The sequence below is a fragment of the Haloferax mucosum ATCC BAA-1512 genome (genome assembly GCF_000337815.1).
In the GTDB taxonomy this organism is placed as follows: Archaea; Halobacteriota; Halobacteria; order Halobacteriales; family Haloferacaceae; genus Haloferax; species Haloferax mucosum.
In genome coordinates this window covers 414,249-431,138 of sequence record NZ_AOLN01000011.1, presented here as the reverse complement: position 1 = coordinate 431,138, position 16,890 = coordinate 414,249, and the positions used below count along the sequence as shown (strand labels likewise).

At 61.7% G+C, this 16,890-nt stretch carries 16 protein-coding genes; 3 read left to right on the top strand and 13 right to left on the bottom strand.

The genetic code is table 11. The features are described 5' to 3' along the window. The gene (locus C440_RS08995) at window positions 1–1,218 is read right to left on the bottom strand and encodes an argininosuccinate synthase (protein WP_008320085.1); all 1,218 of its coding nucleotides are present in this window, start codon (window positions 1,216–1,218) and stop codon (window positions 1–3) included. 371 nt (window positions 1,219–1,589) lie between these two features. On the opposite strand from C440_RS08995, the gene C440_RS08990 reads away from it, so the two are divergent. Beyond that, window positions 1,590–2,615 carry a sodium:calcium antiporter gene (locus C440_RS08990; protein WP_241432024.1) on the top strand — a complete coding sequence of 342 codons (1,026 nt, stop codon included), beginning with the start codon at window positions 1,590–1,592 and terminating at the stop codon, window positions 2,613–2,615. Between the two features lie 26 nt (window positions 2,616–2,641). On the opposite strand, the gene C440_RS08985 is transcribed toward C440_RS08990, so the two are convergent. The 12 genes from C440_RS08985 to C440_RS08930 form a co-directional block, all read right to left on the bottom strand. Then, window positions 2,642–3,853: a cation:proton antiporter gene (locus tag C440_RS08985; protein WP_008320083.1), complete on the bottom strand. Its 1,212-nt coding sequence runs from the start codon at window positions 3,851–3,853 to the stop codon at window positions 2,642–2,644. Further along, the gene (locus C440_RS08980; protein ID WP_008320082.1) at window positions 3,853–4,338 is read right to left on the bottom strand and encodes a cation:proton antiporter regulatory subunit; all 486 of its coding nucleotides are present in this window, start codon (window positions 4,336–4,338) and stop codon (window positions 3,853–3,855) included. The genes C440_RS08985 and C440_RS08980 overlap by 1 nt, the downstream gene beginning before the upstream one ends. Window positions 4,339–4,411: 73 nt before the next feature. Then, window positions 4,412–5,014, bottom strand: a complete 603-nt coding sequence (locus tag C440_RS08975) for a diacylglycerol/polyprenol kinase family protein (RefSeq protein ID WP_008320081.1) — start codon at window positions 5,012–5,014, stop codon at window positions 4,412–4,414. A 7-nt stretch (window positions 5,015–5,021) separates the two neighbouring features. Further along, a complete protein-coding gene (glyS, locus tag C440_RS08970; protein WP_008320080.1) occupies window positions 5,022–6,806 on the bottom strand; it encodes a glycine--tRNA ligase in 1,785 nt (594 codons plus the stop codon). Continuing rightward, window positions 6,799–7,653: a CBS domain-containing protein gene (locus C440_RS08965; protein WP_008320079.1), complete on the bottom strand. Its 855-nt coding sequence runs from the start codon at window positions 7,651–7,653 to the stop codon at window positions 6,799–6,801. Before C440_RS08965 ends, glyS begins: the two co-directional genes overlap by 8 nt. Window positions 7,654–7,846: 193 nt before the next feature. Beyond that, window positions 7,847–8,464: a DUF7529 family protein gene (locus C440_RS08960; protein ID WP_008320078.1), complete on the bottom strand. Its 618-nt coding sequence runs from the start codon at window positions 8,462–8,464 to the stop codon at window positions 7,847–7,849. Window positions 8,465–8,594: 130 nt separating this feature from the next. Next, a complete protein-coding gene (locus tag C440_RS08955; protein ID WP_008320077.1) occupies window positions 8,595–9,014 on the bottom strand; it encodes a DUF7555 family protein in 420 nt (139 codons plus the stop codon). A gap of 3 nt (window positions 9,015–9,017) precedes the next feature. Then, window positions 9,018–10,352, bottom strand: coding sequence for an ABC transporter ATP-binding protein (locus C440_RS08950; RefSeq protein ID WP_008320076.1), 1,335 nt, complete (start codon window positions 10,350–10,352; stop codon window positions 9,018–9,020). After that, window positions 10,349–11,428, bottom strand: coding sequence for an ABC transporter ATP-binding protein (locus C440_RS08945; RefSeq protein ID WP_008320075.1), 1,080 nt, complete (start codon window positions 11,426–11,428; stop codon window positions 10,349–10,351). Before C440_RS08945 ends, C440_RS08950 begins: the two co-directional genes overlap by 4 nt. Further along, on the bottom strand, window positions 11,425–12,870 hold the full coding sequence (locus tag C440_RS08940; RefSeq protein ID WP_008320074.1) for an ABC transporter permease: 1,446 nt from the start codon (window positions 12,868–12,870) through the stop codon (window positions 11,425–11,427). Before C440_RS08940 ends, C440_RS08945 begins: the two co-directional genes overlap by 4 nt. 6 nt (window positions 12,871–12,876) lie before the next feature. Next, entirely contained in the window at window positions 12,877–13,926 is a 1,050-nt protein-coding gene (locus C440_RS08935; RefSeq protein ID WP_008320073.1) for an ABC transporter permease, read from the bottom strand. A gap of 211 nt (window positions 13,927–14,137) precedes the next feature. After that, window positions 14,138–15,967, bottom strand: coding sequence for an ABC transporter substrate-binding protein (locus C440_RS08930; RefSeq protein WP_008320072.1), 1,830 nt, complete (start codon window positions 15,965–15,967; stop codon window positions 14,138–14,140). A gap of 236 nt (window positions 15,968–16,203) precedes the next feature. On the opposite strand from C440_RS08930, the gene C440_RS17775 reads away from it, so the two are divergent. Next, a complete protein-coding gene (locus tag C440_RS17775) occupies window positions 16,204–16,371 on the top strand; it encodes a DUF7556 family protein (protein ID WP_008320071.1) in 168 nt (55 codons plus the stop codon). Between the two features lie 99 nt (window positions 16,372–16,470). After that, on the top strand, window positions 16,471–16,890 hold the full coding sequence (locus C440_RS08925) for a PPC domain-containing DNA-binding protein (protein WP_008320070.1): 420 nt from the start codon (window positions 16,471–16,473) through the stop codon (window positions 16,888–16,890).

Below are 16,890 nucleotides of genomic sequence, written 5' to 3'. Positions count from 1 at the left end.
TTATTCGGTACTGCCGCCGTCGGCGGCGAGTTCGGGCTTTTGTTTCGTCGCGCTCTGGTTGGCGAGACGCGCCTGGAAGCCGTGGTACTTGGCGACGCCCGTCGCGTCGGCTTGCTCGATACCATCGACCGTCTCCGTGTTGAACGACGCGGCCGATTCGGAGTACGCGGCGTAGTTGGAGTCGCGGCCGACCGCGCGAGCCTGTCCGCCCTCGAATTTGATGGTCACGGTGCCCGTGACGCGCGCTTGGGTCGTCTCGATGAACGAGTTCAGCGCGTCCATGAGCGGAGCGTCGATGAGGCCTTCGTAGGCCTTCTGGGACCACTCGTCGTCCACGGTGGCCTTGAAGTCGCGTTCTTCTTTCGTGAGGACGAGTCCTTCGAGCGCCTCATGCGCGCTGAGGAGCGTCGTCGCCGCCGGGTGCTCGTAATTTTCGCGCACCTTGAGACCGAGCATGCGGTCTTCCATCATGTCCGTGCGGCCGACACCGTGTTCGCCCGCTTTCTCGTTGAGGAACTCGATGAGTTCGAGTGCGTCCATCTCCTCACCGTCGATAGCGACGGGGGAGCCGTTTTCGAACTCGATTTCGACGAGTTCGGTTTCACCCGACGGCTGTTCGGTCCACTCGTAGATGTTCTCTGGTGGGACGTAGCTCGGGTCTTCGAGGTTGCCGCCTTCGATAGAACGGCTCCAGAGGTTCGTGTCGATGGACCAGACGCCTTCGTTGCCGCCCTGTACGGGAAGGTCCTTCTCGGCGGCGTACTCCATCTCCCACTCGCGGGTCATGCCCATCTCGCGGACGGGGGCGATGACTTCGAGGTCTGAGGCGCGCCAGACCGCTTCGAAGCGGAGTTGGTCGTTGCCCTTACCCGTACAGCCGTGTGCGATACCGTCACACCCTTTTTTCTCGGCGAGTTCGAGAATCGCCTCGGCGATGACCGGGCGTGCGAGCGCGGTGCCGAGCGGGTAGCCCTGATAGTCCGCGTTCGCACAGACGGAGTCGAGACAGAGCTGTGCGAACTCGTCTTTCGCGTCGATGACGTAGTGGTCGAGACCGAGCGCCTCTGCGGTTTCGTAAGCCTCCTCGAACTCTGCTTCGGGCTGGCCGACGTCTACGGTGACGCCGATAACTTCGTCGTATCCGTACTCTTCTTCGAGAATCGGGACGCAGACTGTTGTGTCCAGTCCGCCCGAGAACGCGAGTGCGACTTTCTTCATGTACCTGTTTGTGGCATGGACTTGTAGATAAATTCTTTGCATTCAAATTGTGAAATTAAGTAGTAGAGATGCCAATAGGCACGAAAAGCGAAGATTAGCAATTTCGACGTGTCCCCGAAGGATATGATACTAGTGGCCCTAAAGGGCCGGTCGTCGTCGGGTTCGGACAGCGGCGGCTCGCAGCGGGGTAAAAGTGGCGAGGGTGCTGCGAGTCGCCATGGTTGCGTGTGAATACACCGTCGTCCGTATTAAACGCTTTCGGGGACGCAACCTTCGCCGGCGTTCACCCCCGTGGTTCACTCTCGTGCGTTCTGTCGCGCCAAACAGTCACCAGAACCACATTTTTGTCTCTCTCGGACGATTCACTTCTCATGCACTGGCCCGCAGTCACCACTTCGGTATTCCCGCTCCAACTGGTGGTTTCACCCCTGTTTGTGGGGTCGCTTCTCATCGCCGCCGCCGCACTCGGTGTGATGGTCAAAGCCGCGCAGGTTGCGGTTGACCGTCTCACCGCTGTCGCGCGCGCGTTCGAGATTTCGGACGCCGTCCTCGCATCTACGATTGTCGCCGTCGGGACGAGTCTCCCCGAAATCGGGTCGCATCTCGTCGCCTCCGCGGGTATTCTCTCTGGAACGCTCGACTACCGCATCGCGTCGGCGACTGTCATGGGCGGCAATATGGGCTCTTCGACGGTCCAACAGACGCTTCTCGTCGGGGTTTTCGTCCTCGGTATCGGCCGAACTGCGTTTTCGCCCTCGTTTTTCCGCTCGACGTACTATCCGATGATACTCGCATTTGCCGCGACGCTCGCGCTCTCGTTCGACGGAACCATCTCGCGTCTCGACGGTGCTCTCCTGTTGGTTGGATTCGGGATATACGTCGTCGCGGGAATCCGAACCGCGCGCGAAGACGGTCAGTCGTACGATGGACGGAGCACGAACCGCACCCGCGACGCTCTCGTCGCGGTTGGCGCGCTCGTGCTCGTCTTCGGGGGCGCGTACGTCGTTCTCCTCGTCGTTCAAGATGTCGTGGAAACACTCGGTCTCAACGGGTCGATGGTCGGTGTCGTTACGATCGGTCTCGCTTCTGCCCTCCCGGAGTTGACAACCGTCGTCGAAGCCATCCGGCGGCGCTCAGCAGATATCGCTCTCGGGACGCTCATCGGGTCGAACGTGGTGAACCCGCTCGTCGGATTCGGACTCGGCGGGCTGATTTCGACCTACGCTGTTCCACCGTCTGTAATCCGCTGGGACCTCCCGTTCAAACTGCTCGTAGCCGTCGGCTTCCTGTTCGTCCTCCGTCGGAACGCCGGCGTCGCAACCCGGCGAGAGGGCGCGTGGCTCGTCGGTTCGTACTTCTTGTTCGTGAGCGTTCGGTTCCTCTTCTACGCGACGTGACCGCCTGTCCGACACACTCGGCGACGTTACTCCGTCCCATTTTCTTCGACCCCGGCCGACTCGTCGCGGAGTACGAGTCGTTCGACGAGGTCCGACCGTTGCATCAACACCGTCCCGAGCGCGCTCATGACGAAGACGTAACCGACGGCGAACGCCGGAATCACTTCTCGCATCACGGGCGTCGTCCCCGACGCGGCCAGCGCCGCAATAACCAGCGAGAACTCGCCGCGCGGCACCAACCCGACACCGACGCGGAGCGACCGGTGCGCCGAGAGACCGTACGTGCGACCGCCGAAGTAGCCGGATATGACCTTCGCTGGCGTCGTCAGCACTACCGCGAGCGTCAACGGAACCACGGCCGCGACCAGCAACGCCGGGTCGGTCCCGAGACCGATCCAGACGAAGAATACCGCCGCAAACACGTCTCGAACCGGAATCAGTAGGTCTTCGATTCGCTCTCGGTGTCCGCTCGTGGAAAACCCCATCCCGACGAAAAACGCCGCGACAGCCTCGCTCACGCCCAGTGCCAGCGCCGCACCGGAGACGGGAACGACCACGGCGAGCACTCGGAGGACGAACGCCTCCTGATTTCCGATGTCGAGGACGCGTGCGAACAGTCTCGTGCCGTACCGGACGGCAACGAAAAGAAGCCCGAGAAAGCCGAACGCGATTGCTAACGACCGACCGACCGCCATGAAACCGCCTTCGCCACCGAGGACGAGCGAGGTGACGACGGCCAGATAGACCGCGATGGCGAGGTCTTCGAAGACGAGCGTCCCCAAAATCGGCTCGGATTCGGGGTCGGCAATCCACCCGAGGTCGATGAGCGTCTTCGTCACGATGGCGGACGACGAGATGTAGACGATGCCGCCGAGGAGGAGCGCTTCGACGAGCGACCACCCGAGTCCGAGTCCGATTGAGATACCGAGCGGGAGGTTCACACCGAGGTCGATGACGCCGGCGCGCCCGATTTTCGACCCGGACGCGCGGAGTCGGTCGAGGCTGAACTCCAAGCCGAGAAAGAACAACAGGAGGACGATGCCGAGTTCTGCGAGGAGTGCAATGACCTCGCCGTCGGCGATATACGGGACGCCGAGGCGACCGGCGACGTACGGCCCGGCGGCGACGCCGCCGACGACGTACAGGGGGATGACCGACAGGCCGAGGCGCAGTGCGGCCGCTCCGGTGAGCGCGACGACGACGAACAGGTAGCCGAATTCGAGGAGCGCCGCCGCCATCAGCCCTCTGTCACGAGTTCCGCGAAGTTGCGGCAGGCTTCGCGCGGGCCGATGACGACGAGCGTATCCCCGGCTTCGAGCGTCGCATCACCGCCGGGAGAGGGGATGACTTCGTCACCGCGCTGGATGGCGATGACCGACGCGCCGGTCACCTGTCGGAGGTTCGACTCGGCGAGCGTCTGCCCGGCGACTTCGGTATCGGCACCGACTTCGACCCACTCGATGAGCGTGCTGTCGCCGAGCAAGGTCTCGATAGTGGTCGATTGCACCGGCTGAAAGTACGCCCCTTCGAGGAGTGTTCCGACCTGCCTTGCGAGTTTGTCGTCCAGTTCGAACAGTCGCTCAGAGTCGCTGTCGGCGCTTTCGCGTCGAAACACCTCTCGTCTCCCCGAGTTGTGCGTCACGATGACGAGCCGACTGCCGTCATCGAGTTCAACTTCGTGTTTCTTTCCGACGCCCGGAAGGTCGCTCTCGTAAATGGTCACGACAGTCCCCTTCGTCGGCGAGTGAAATAAAATCGCGTCACGGTGTCACAATACGGTACCCGAGTCGCCGGCTTCAGGCGACGAGCCAGAGCGTCCCCGCGATGGCGACGCAGGCGGCCGGCGGAATCGAGACGTTGTCGTCGATGACGTAGCCCGCGATGACGGGTTTCGCGCCGTCGGCGAGGGTCGCACCGGCGGCACCCGCGGCGGCGGCCGCGCTTCCGACGACGAGTCCGGACGTCGGAATCACGAACGGCGCGGCGAGGGCGAAACAGACGGTGAACATCGCCGCGAGCGTCCGCACCGACTTCAACTCGCCGACCGGCGCAGAGCCGAGAAGCCCGCTAATCGGGTCGCCGATGGTGAGCATGAGCATTCCCGGCACCGCGACGTGGGGGTCGAACACCAGCGCGACCGCGGTTTGGCTGTAGACGTACAGCGCGTAGCCCGCGAGGTTCTGTTGTTCGTACTCGCGGGTGAGTTCGTCGTAGATTCGCCAGTCGAGTCCGCCGAACAGCCGGAGTGTTTCGAGGACGGTCACGACGACCGAAAGAAAGACGAAGAGATACCCGAGCGTCTGCCACGTGACGAGACCGAGGACGTACAAAAGTGGCACCCCGGACCCGCTCGCGTGAACCAGTCGCCGCTTCACTTCGGCGGTGCTCGGGCGGCCCACGGCTAGATTACGCCTCGACGACCTCGTTTTCGTCGAGCACGTCGTCGAACGAGGTTGTTCCCGCGCGCAGGCCGACGAGCGTCTGCACGAGGCCGTCTACCGGCACTCGAACCTGTCGGCCGCTGTCGCGTTCGCGGATGGTCACGGTGTCTTTTCGGTCGCCTTCGAGACCGTCGCGGTCGATGGTGACGCAAAACGGCGTGCCGACTTCGTCCTGTCGGCGGTAGCGCCGACCGATACTGCCGGAGTCGTCGTAGACGACCGCGAATCCGGCGGCTCGAAGCTCTTCGGCCACGTCGTCCGCGAGGGTGACGAGTTCCTCGACGTTGCTGACGAGGGGGAAGACGCCGACGTTCGTCGGCGCAACCGCGGGCGAAAGCGAGAGGAACGAGCGTTCTTCGCCGTCAACTTCGTCGGTCTCGTACGCGTGCGCGAGAAGCGTGTAAACCGTACGGTCAACACCGAACGACGGTTCGACGACGTGCGGCGTGATATGTTCGCCCGCTTCGGTCTGCGTCTCGACTGCGAAGTTCGCAACGTCGGTTTCGACGGTGACTTCCTCGCCGTCGATGTCGAGTGTGACTTCGTCGGCGTCGAAGGCGTCGGGGTCACGCTCGGCGAGGGTTTCGAGCGCCTCGGCTACGTCTGCGGCCTGCGCGCCGAATTCCGGACCGAGCGTCGCCATATCCGGGTCAACGACCGCGCGTTCGACCGTCTTGGGTTCGTCGTACTGCTGGAAGACGGTGAAGTCGTCGTCACCGTACTCGCCGTGTTTCGAGAGGTCGTAGTCGCTTCGGTACGAGAAGCCGGCGATTTCGATCCAGTCGCCATCGACTTCGCTCTCGGCGTCCCAACAGTCCGCGGAGTAGTGTGCGCGCTCGCCAGCGAGGTGCTGACGGAACCGGAAGCGGTCCATATCGACACCGACGGTCTCGTACCACTCCTGGGCGACGCCGAGGAAGTAGCCAATCCACGCGTTGGCGATGATGCCTTCTTCGACGGCCTCACCGATGGTCGTCTCGATGTACTCGCCGTCGTCTTTCTCCTGTTCAGTCGCGGGGTAGAGCAGTACTTCCACGTCTTCGACCGCCGAGAGGTCGGCTTCGTCGCGCTCGGGGTCGATGAAGTGTTCGAGTTCGGCCTGTGTGAACTCACGGGTGCGGACGATGTTTTTCCGCGGGCTGATTTCGTTGCGGTAGGCGCGGCCGATTTGGGTCACGCCGAACGGGAGTTGATTCCGCGCGTACTCCTTGATTCGCGGGAACTCGACGAAGATGCCCTGTGCCGTCTCGGGGCGGAGGTAGCCGGGCGTCGTCGAACCGGGACCGATGTTCGTCTCGAACATCAGGTTGAAGCTCTCGACTGACTGCCCGGCGAGGTCGGCACCGCAGTTCGGACAGGCGAGTTCGAGGGCGGAGATTTCCTCGGCGGCCGCTTCGAGCGAGAGTGTCTCCGCGTCTTCGAGGTCGGAGTTGTCCTCGATGAGGTGGTCCGCACGGTGCGATTCACCGCATTCCGCGCACTCGACGAGCATGTCGTCGAAGCCGTCGAGGTGGCCGGACGCCTCGAAGACGGGTTCGGGCATGATGGTCGGCGCTTCGATTTCGAGGTTGCCCTCTTGGACGGCAAAGCGCTCGCGCCACGCCTCTTCGACGTTCGACTTCAGAGCCGCACCCTGCGGGCCGTAGGTGTAAAAGCCACCGACGCCGCCGTACGCCTCCGAGGAACCGAAGAAGAAACCGCGACGCTTCGCCAGTTCGGCGAGCGCGGCGGACTCACTGCCCTCACTCATGCAGGGCCTCCAGCAGGTTGATGTCGCGGACGATGCCGATGAGTTCGTCGCCCGTGACCAACGGAATCTGTTCGATATCCTCGCGGATCATCGTCTGTGCGGCGTCTTTCGCCGTGACGCGCGTCGAGACGGTCACGAGACCGTCGGTCATGAAGTTCGAGACCGGTTCTGCGGGTATCTCGACGTTTCGGGTCGGAATGTAGCGGTTGCCGACCGCTTTGATGCCTTCCCACATCCACTTGTCGTCCTGATTGGCGACGGAATCGCCGGTTCCCGCCTCACCTTCGACGACGCGTGCGACTTCGATAATATCGACTTCGGTCACGATACCCGCCAGCGACGCCTCTTTGTCGAGGACGACCGCGTAGGGGACGTTCGCGTAGTAGATTTCGCGTTCGACGACCGGCAGGGGAACCTCGACGTACGTCGTGTTCACGTCGCGGGCGGCGAGTTCGCCGACCGGCGTCTCGCCGTCGATGTCGCCGCGAGCGATGGCGCGAATCACGTCGGTGACGGTGATGATTCCCTCGATGGAATCACCATCTACGACGGGGACACGGCGTGCGTTTTCCGTGACCATCATCTCGGCGGCCGCTTCGAGGTCGTCGTCGGCACTGGTGGTCGGTACTTCGCGGACGAGGACCGCGAGTTGGTCTTCGTCCGGGTGTTTGATGAGATCCTCTCGAGAGATGAGACCGCGGTATTTCGTACCGTCGTCGGTCTCTTTCACTACAGGAACGGAGGAGAACCCACGCTCTTGGAGGTATTCCAGAACGTCGTCGCGGGTGCCCGGAAGGGACACCGTCACGACCTCCTCACCGGGAGTCATCGCGTCGGCTACTTTCATACCCCCGCTTTCATCCCCCCGCCTAATGTACTCTGCGAACGCTTTCGGCTGTTTGACACGCTTCGGGCAAAATATCGTCAGCCAATCTCTGAAAAATTCGTTCACTCCGTCTCCCCATCACCGCCGACCAGTTCTATGAGGGTATCGCGCTTCGCGGCCTCTCAGCACGCGCTTCTAAATCCTCTTCGTCTCGCTATTCGTCGTCGGCTTCCGCGTCTTCGGCTTCCGTTTCGTCGCCGTCGGCCGGCGCTGTCTCGTCGTCGCCGTTCGGCGCGTACCGACGAATCGCGTCCATGTTGGGGAAGAACTTCTCGGGGTCGTCGTGTTCGACGACGCCGACGATGGTTCCGTCGAGCTTCTGGAGATACGTGTACATCAGCCCGACTTCGTCGGCGACGGTCGCACATTCGAGCGCGTGGCGGAGGTCCCACGCACCGGCGATGAAGACGGCTGTCTCGATATCTGGCGCGAAAAGCGCCGTCACCATGTAGACGCGGCCGTCGTTTTCCGCTCGGTAGATTTCGTACTCGGGGAACGACGACTGCTCGAAGAGATCCGAGACCACTTCGGCCTTGTCGCCGGGGATGACGTACGCGAGACCGAACGCGTCGTCGTCTCCCTTCAGGCTCGATGGGCCGAACGGCCCGGTGTCTCCCGCGGCGATGCGGACTGTCGTCCACCCGTCCGCTTCGAACTCGTCGGCCATCGCAGTCATGTCGTCGAGCGTCGCACCCCACGCCTCGCGGCGACGGTCCGCCTCGCCGGCGATACGTTCAACGTCGGGTACTTCTTCGTCTCCGAGTTCGACCATATCTCTCGTGGACGATGGACATGGTAAAAGGCATCGAAGCACAGGGGGACGCACGTCACGCCCACGTGCTGTCTCAGTCCGCGATAAAATGCGAGACACGGAACGTTCGGCTCGTTCGCCGGACGGTCGGTCAGTAGTTGATGCCGAAGACGACTTCCATCACGAACGAGGTGGCGAGGATGCACACCGACGCGAGGAACAACTTCGTGCCGCTCGATGGCAGGTCGCTCGACTCTGGACGGAGTGACGACGGTAGTATCGCATCGAGCGCGCCGACGACGAGTTTTTCGATGCCGACCGGTTCGTCACTGCCCGAAAAGAGACCGCCGCCGTCTCCTCCCTTCCACGCCGCTTTCGGGCGAATCTTGAGCGAGGAGTAGCCGAGCATGGCAAAGCCGAGAAAGAACATGAGCCACTTTGCGCCCTGCAAGCCGCCTCCGGCGGCGAGGCTCACGAGAGCGGTTCCGGCGAACACCACGCCGGTAAGGACGACGGCGTAGACCACCGCGTCGATGGTCTTGAGACCGATTCGGCGTGGGCTGAATTCCATCGGTTACTGGACGAGGGTTTCGAAGACGGTCGACGGCTCTTCGTACTCGGTCTCGTGGCGGTGACAGAGGCTTAGACGACCCTTGTCACCGACACCGAGTTGTCCGGGACGTTCGTGGTCACAGACGCTTCCGAACTCCTCGCGGAGATACGTCCGTGCCGCGTCTTCGTCGTCGTTCTCGGCGTAATCTGCGGCCTCGTTGATGTGTTTCATCACGCCGCCGGGCACGTCGATTTCGCCGAACAGTTCGGTGACGATTTCGTCCATTCCGGACCGGTGGGTTTCGCGGCCGAGCAGTTCGCGGACGCGTTCGGTCACGGATGGACTGGCGCGCTCGCGCTCGCGGAGCACCTCACGGAACACCTCGATGCGCTCCCACACTTCGGTGTCGAGGTCCGTGTACGACTCCGGCCGAATCTTCACCGGACAGCGCGTGGAGAACGGACACCCAGCCGGCGGGTCGCGCGGGCTTGGCGGCGTCCCGCGAAGCGTAATTCGGTCGCGTCCGATGGTCGGGTCAGGCTCCGGAATCGACGAAAGAAGCGCGTGCGTGTACGGGTTCGCCGGCTCGTCGAACATCTCGTCGGCCGGGCCGATTTCCATGATGTTTCCGAGGTACATCACCGCGACACGGTCGCAGATGTGCCGAACGACTGCGAGGTCGTGTGCGATAAAGAGGTACGTCAACCCGAACTCGTTTTGCAGGTCTTCGAGGAGGTTGAGAATCTTCGCCTGCACGGACACGTCGAGCGCCGAGACAGGTTCGTCGAGGATGATGAAATCGGGTTCGAGTGCCAACGCGCGGGCGATACCGATGCGCTGGCGCTGACCACCGGAGAACTGGTGCGGATAGCGGTAGTAGTGCTGTTCCTGCAGTCCGACGGTTTCGAGGAGTTCACGGACGCGTTCGCGCCGTTCCTGCGGCGTCTTCCAGTCGTGTACGTCGAGCGGCTCGCGGACGATTTCCCCGATGGTCATCCGCTCGTTGAGACTCGAATCGGGGTCCTGGAAGACCATCTGTACGTCTTTACGGAACTGCTTGAGGTCGGACCCGGACAGCGTCGTGATGTCCGTGCCGTTGAGTTTGACCTCGCCCGCGGTGGCCTCTTCGAGGCGCATCAGCGTCCGGCCGAGCGTGGACTTTCCACACCCGGACTCGCCGACGAGACCGAGCGTCTCGCCGCGTTCGATGTCGAACGAGACGCCGTCAACTGCCTTCACAGGGTTACTGCTGAGGAGTCCGCCGTCTTCGTAGTACGTCTTGAGACCGTTGACTTCCAGAATCGTATCCTGGGACGTCCGCGTCTTCTGTTCTTCCTTCGTAGACGTTGTGCTCATCGCGTGTCACCTCCTCGTACCTCGCCGTTTCGGTGAACGGCGACCGCCTCTTCTGTCGAAACGTCGTCGGGATAGAGCAGACACGCCGCGCGGTGGGGTCCGGACCCGTCGCTTACGTCCACTGGTTCGGGGTGGACCGTGTCACACTCTTCGAACGCCTTGGGACAGCGAGGGGCGAACCGACAGTAGTTCGGGTCTTCGTTTGGCGTCGGCACGTCGCCCTCGATGGTTGCAAGACGTTCCCCGTCTTCGAGTCCCTGTCCGGGAATAGAGTTGAGAAGCCCCTGCGTGTAGGGGTGTTTCGGGGACTTGAACAGCTCGACGACGGGTGCGCTTTCGATGATTTCGCCCGCGTACATCACGTTGACGCGGTCGGCAATCTCGGCGATGACACCCATGTCGTGCGTGATGAACATGATACCGAGGTCGCGTTCCTCTTGCAGTTCTTCGAGGAGTTCCAGAATCTGCGCCTGGATGGTCACGTCGAGTGCCGTCGTCGGTTCGTCGCAGATGAGCAGTTCGGGGTCGCACGCGAGCGCCATCGCAATGACGGCACGCTGTCGCATCCCGCCGGAGAACTGGTGGGGATACTCCCGGACGCGACGGTGTGCGTCCGGAATCCCGACCGCTTCGAGCAGGTCGATGGCTTCCCTCGTCGCTTCTGATCCGCTCATACCGCGGTGCAGTCGCAGTGCTTCCTTAATTTGGTTCCCGACGGTGTAGACGGGGTTCAGACTGGTAAGCGGGTCCTGGAAGACCATTGCGATGCTTCCGCCACGGATGGCGCGCATCTGCTTGGGCGACTTGTCGAGGAGGTCCTCGCCGTCGTACATGATGCGCCCGTTTTCGATGCGTCCCGGCGTATCGACGAGCCGCATGATAGAGCGGGCGGTAACCGACTTTCCGGAGCCGGACTCGCCGACGATACCGACGGTCTCACCGCGGTAGATGTCGAACGAGATGCCATCGACGGCGCGGATGACTTCCTTGTCGGTGTAGAACGCGGTTCGCAGGTTCTCGACCGACAGGAGCGGCTCTCCTTTGGTTCGTGATTCGGTCGCTTGCTCGGTGCTCATGCACCACCACCTCCTGCGGCGGCCTCGGTTTCACTGCCAGTGTCTGCCTGCGGGTCGATGGCGTCGCGGATGCCGTCACCGAAGGCGTTCAGCCCGGTCACGACGAGCGTGATGAGGAGCCCGGGCAGGAGCGAGATGTGCCAGGAGGGGCTGGCGACGTACTGCTGTCCGTCAGCGATGAGCCGTCCCCACTCGGGCGTCGGCGCCGTGATGCCGAGACCGAGGTACGAGAGACCGGCGACGCTGATGATGATACCACCGAGACTGAGCGAGGCGTAGATGAGCATGTAGCTGAACACGTACGGAGCCATGTGCTTCCGCATGACCTGACTGGGTGTCTGACCGAACGACTTCGCGGCGTCGATCCAGTCCTGCTCGGAAACCTGGAACGCCGGACCACGTATCGACCGCCAGATGAACGGCCAGTAGACGATGCTGAAGATGAGGATGATAAGCACCGCCCCGTCGTACAGTTCCTTCACCCACGTTCCACGGAAGACGACCAGCATCAAGATGAGGACCATGATGACTGGTAACGCCTGAATCGAGTCGGATACGAGCACCGCCGCGAAATCAGCCAGCCCCTTGTAGTACGCCGTTATCATGGCGAGGGAGAGACCGATGATTCCTGCGATACCCATCGAGACGACCGCGATGGTGAGGGATACCCTGGCCCCGAACACCAACTGTGTAAATAGGTCCTTCCCATTTGTGGCTGTCCCGAACGGATGGAACCTCCCGTAGTCGTCGTAGGTCATCGGCGCGACGTTTTCGTCACCGGCACCCTGCGAGCCGGAGCCGAGGTTCGCTTCGCCGACGAGGACAGTTTCGACGTTCTGTGTATCTTCGTTCCAGTAACTGGTTTCGTAGTCGTACGGCTGGAGAATGTTCTTCTCCATGGTGGTCGGGCCGAGCGCAGGCGCGAATACCGCCATAATCACAAACGTGATGGTGATGATAAGCCCGAACTTGCCCCACGTGTGACCGCGGAAGCGGTTGACGACGTCGTCACGCGGCGTCCAATCGACGCGACGGTAGTGACGGCGGAAGGTCTTGTACCCGTTCCAGAGCCATCCGAGGACGGCGAAGGCGTACGCGTAGACAACGACGACGCGGACGGCCCACGCCATCGCCGGTGAGACACCGAGGAAGGTCCCGACGTACTTCGACCCGTCCCAGTATCCTTGGTTCGCAATCGTCTCGCGCGAGACGAGCGTTGGAATTCCGTCTACTGCCGCCTGCAGCGACTGCACTGCCGCCGCACCGGGGTCTCCGGGAAGGAGGTTCACGACGACGCCGGCGAGCACGCCGACGACTTGGAGGATAGCACCCAGTTCGACGCCGATGAGGACAGCACCAATCGCGGCCCAAATCAACGCAGGCTGGGGATTCTCAGCGACTCGTTGTCGAAGCGGAATTTCGGTTTCAGTTGTCGTGCTCACTGTGAATCACCCGTCGTACCCGACGCGCGGGTCGATAACCGTGTACAGGAAGTCTTGCAGGATGTTCGTGCCGACCAGGATGAGGATGAAGATGTACATCAGCGTCCCGATGAGCGGCAGGTCACCGTTGATGGCGGCGTTGAAGAACAGCCATCCGAGACCGTTGATAGCGAACACCGTCTCGACGAAGACAGAGCCGCCGAGAAGCAGGAATGCTTCGCCCGTGATGATGGGAACGAGCGGGATAAGCGCGTTCCGGAAGATGTGCTTCCAGACGAGCGACCGTCCAGATACACCTTTCGCGCGCGCGGTCTCGACGTAGTTCGAGTTGATAGTTTCGAGCACTGCCGTTCGGCCGATACGCATCTCGTTACCCATCGAAGCCGAACCAAGAACTAGCGCCGCTGGCGCTATTTGCTTTGTGGCTCTAATAAGCGAATTGAACCACCCGCCCGGATCAGCCATGAACCGTTCGATTGGTGACTGGAAGAAGCCGAGCGCTGGCGGTGTGACGACGTTCGTCTTTATGATCCACGTTTGCCACGTGAAGAGACCGTTCGTCCACGCCCCCAACTGCGACAGGGCAGTGACGAGCATGATTGCCAGCCAGAAGTTCGGCATCGCACGCCAGACGATTCCGCCGAAGGAAGCGACGTAGTCGGACGGCGTGTTCGGGTTCAAACCGGCGTAGAAGCCGAGCGGAATCCCGACGAACAGCGCGATGACTACCGACCAGAAGCCGAGCCAAATCGTCCGAGGTGCGTACACCTCGATAAGCTCGTACGCGGTCGTCCCGGGTGCGATGACCCACGACTGACCGAGCTGGAAGGTAAACAGGTCGTACATGAAGTCAAAGTATTGACTCCAGAGTGGCTGGTTCAAGCCGAGGTTCGACCGTATCTGTTCTGCCGCCTGAGGGTTATACTGCGTCCCCAGAATCGCTGACACGGGGTCGAGAGGGCCCAGACGGATGAGTGCAAACGTAATCGTCGTCCCGAAGATGACGACAGGAATCGACATCAGTACCCTGCGGAGGAAGTACTGCCATCGACTCATGGCACCACCTCGCAGACCGTTCGAGCGGACATTATTGTAAGGGTTTAATGAGTGGTATGGATATGTCTTGCGTTTCCGAGTCCTAATGTCGCAGTTTGAGCGACAGTTCTATCTGATTCTTACAGATAGTAGTGACTAACTGAACGCTTGTCAAAAATATTTGAGCGTTTCGATATAGACGGACTGTGTGAGTCCGTCTGGCGTGGTCGTATTACCGGTTGAGCTGAACCTTGTTCAGCTTCTGGCGGCTCGGACCCATGCCACCGAACGGTTCGATATCGACGGCGTCGTACCAGAACCGCTCGTCCTTGCGGTTGTAGATGGGGAGCATCGCCACGTCGTCCCAGTTGGACTTCTCGATGTTGAGGTAGCCCTCGTCACGGACCTGCTGTGCCTCGTCGGTCGGCGCAGGGTTGTTGACGACCTTCTGGTAGGCGTCGGTCGCCTTCTGGGTGGAGTCGCCGTTTTCGGACGTCCAGTTGACGTACGAGATGGGACCCTGCTTCGACGTGTCGGTTTGTGGCGGGTTCAGCAGCTGCAGGAAGTTGTCAGCGGCCGGCCAGTCGGCAATCCAGCCGAGCGTGTACGCTTCGAGCTGACCGTTGCGACCGCGTTCGAGGAGCGTCGAGAAGTCGGCCTTCTGAATCTTCATGTTGATGTGAGCCGACGCGAGCTGGTCGCGCAGAATCTTCGCCATCTCCTCCCACGTGTTGGAATTGTACTGGGTCCACTGGACCTCGAACTTGTTGTCCGGACCGTAGCCAGCGTCTTCCATGACCTGTTTGGCCTGTTGGATGTCCGTTTCGGCGACGCTGTAGGGGTATTCGGACTCGACGAGGTCGTCCGCCGCTTGCGCTCCACCGGGGAAGATAGTCGGCGGCGTGAAGAGGTATGCCGGGGTTCCGCGGCCCTTGAACACCTCGGAGACCATCTGGTCTTGGTTCAGCACGTACGCGAAGGCCTGACGAACGGCCTTCGGGACCTTGTCCATGTTGAAGCCGACGTAGAAGATCGAGAGCGTCGGCACACCAACGTAGTTGACGGTCTTGCCGTTACGAACCGGACCGTACTTCCCGATTTCACGACCGAAGTCGTCGGTCGTCTCCACTTGGGTCTTTCCGGGGTCGTACTGCGCGGTTGGCAGACTGAAGTAGTCTGCGTTCTCGTTCATCGCGTAGTTGTAGCGGGCCGAGTCGTCCTCGATGACCTGCCAGCGGACGTTATCGACCTGCGCCACGTCGCCGTAGTAGTCATCGTACTTGGAGACGGCCGCGGCAGTACCCTTCTCCCAGAAGGTGAACTCGAACGGACCGGCACCGATCGGGTTCTTGCTGGCGAACTCGGTGTACTCCATCTCGCCCTCGTAGTCGTCGATGTCGCCGACGACACCTTCCGGCAGTGCCGCGAAGGACGTGTAGGCGAGCATTTCGAGGGTGTCGTGGAACGGTTCGGAGAGGTTGACGACGAGTTCGGTCTCGCTTGCGGCTTCGAGGCCGAGCGTTCCGGGGACGTAGTCGCCTTCGTCGTCCGTCTCGTGTTCGATGCCGATAGAGTCGAGGACGAAGTAGGCGCGACGGCTGTTGTCGGATGCCACGAGGCGCTCCCACGCGTACACGAAGTCGGACGCTTTGACCTTCCGTCCGTCGTGGTACGTTGCGTCGGCGAGCTGGAACGTGTACGTGGTGAAGTCCTCGGAAGCCGTGTAGTCCGTGGCCAGCTCGTTTTCGACCGTCGGGAGCGCGTCCGGATAGGACATCAGGCAGTCGAAGACCTGCTGGATGACAATCCCGGACGACGTGTCGGTCGCGGCGACAGGGTCCATCGTCGTGATGGTCCCGGTGAGGATACGGTTGAAGACGGAACCGGAGAGTTCGGTTCCGGTCTGCTCTTCGGTCGTCGTGGTGTCTCCACCACTCGTTTCCTCAGTTGTCGTAGTTTCGTTGCCGTCACCACCGGTACAACCGGCGAGAGCGGCAGCCGTGGCGGCTCCGCCCGTTGCTTTAAGGAAACGGCGGCGCGAGAGTTTGTTAGTGTCTGGCATTCGGACCAATCTTCCCAGTCCTTGTGGATAAACTTACCGTATTCGATTTGTTTGATATAGTGTAGCGAGGGTGGGTAGTAGTTCCAACTCAATCGGCGAATTCTGCCAAGAGACTTCTTAGGACGGACGTTTTACTTTTTAAACCAGTTTTGGAGACGACAGAATAAGGAGACAGAACCGACCTCTTCGACCGTTGTTTCGGGCAACTTATATAGGGGTGACACTATGTATCATGCATGACGCCGGATGCGACGGCTTCCGTCGACGACTCGGGCGCCGAGGTTATGGCCTCGGTGGATAGCACCCAGACGGGCCAGCGTCTTATCATCGCGGATATCTCCCGCGACGACGCGTGGCTCGCCGCAGACGTAGCCGACGCACTCGCACTCGACGACTGGCGATAATCCGCCGGTTCCAGTCTCGTTTTCGACGACTTCACCGGAGTGACACTCCGGCGAGCGAGACCATTCACATTTTAGTCCGACTCGCTCGTGAGACAGTGCATGAACGCTCGAACGGTGACAGTGAGCGACGAGTACGTCGCTCGCCTCGAACACGGCGCGGACTGGCGTGAGGAGATTGAGGAGTTCTGCGCGCGGAAGGATATCGAGTCCGCGTGGTTCAGCGCCATGGGTGCCGTTCAGGACGCCGAACTCTGGTATTACGACCAGGCGGACCAAGCGTACCAGTCTGTCACCTTCGACGAACCGCTCGAAGTCGCTACCTGCGTCGGCAACGTCGCGCTCCTCGACGGAGAACCCTTCGCGCACACGCACGCGGTGCTCTCGCGCCGAAGCGGGCAGTCGCTCGCGGGCCACCTCGACTCGGCGACCGTCTTCGCCGGTGAACTGTACCTCCGCGCGTTCGAAGAACCGCTCGACCGCGACCGCGACGACGTAACCGACCTCGACCTCTGGTTGTAG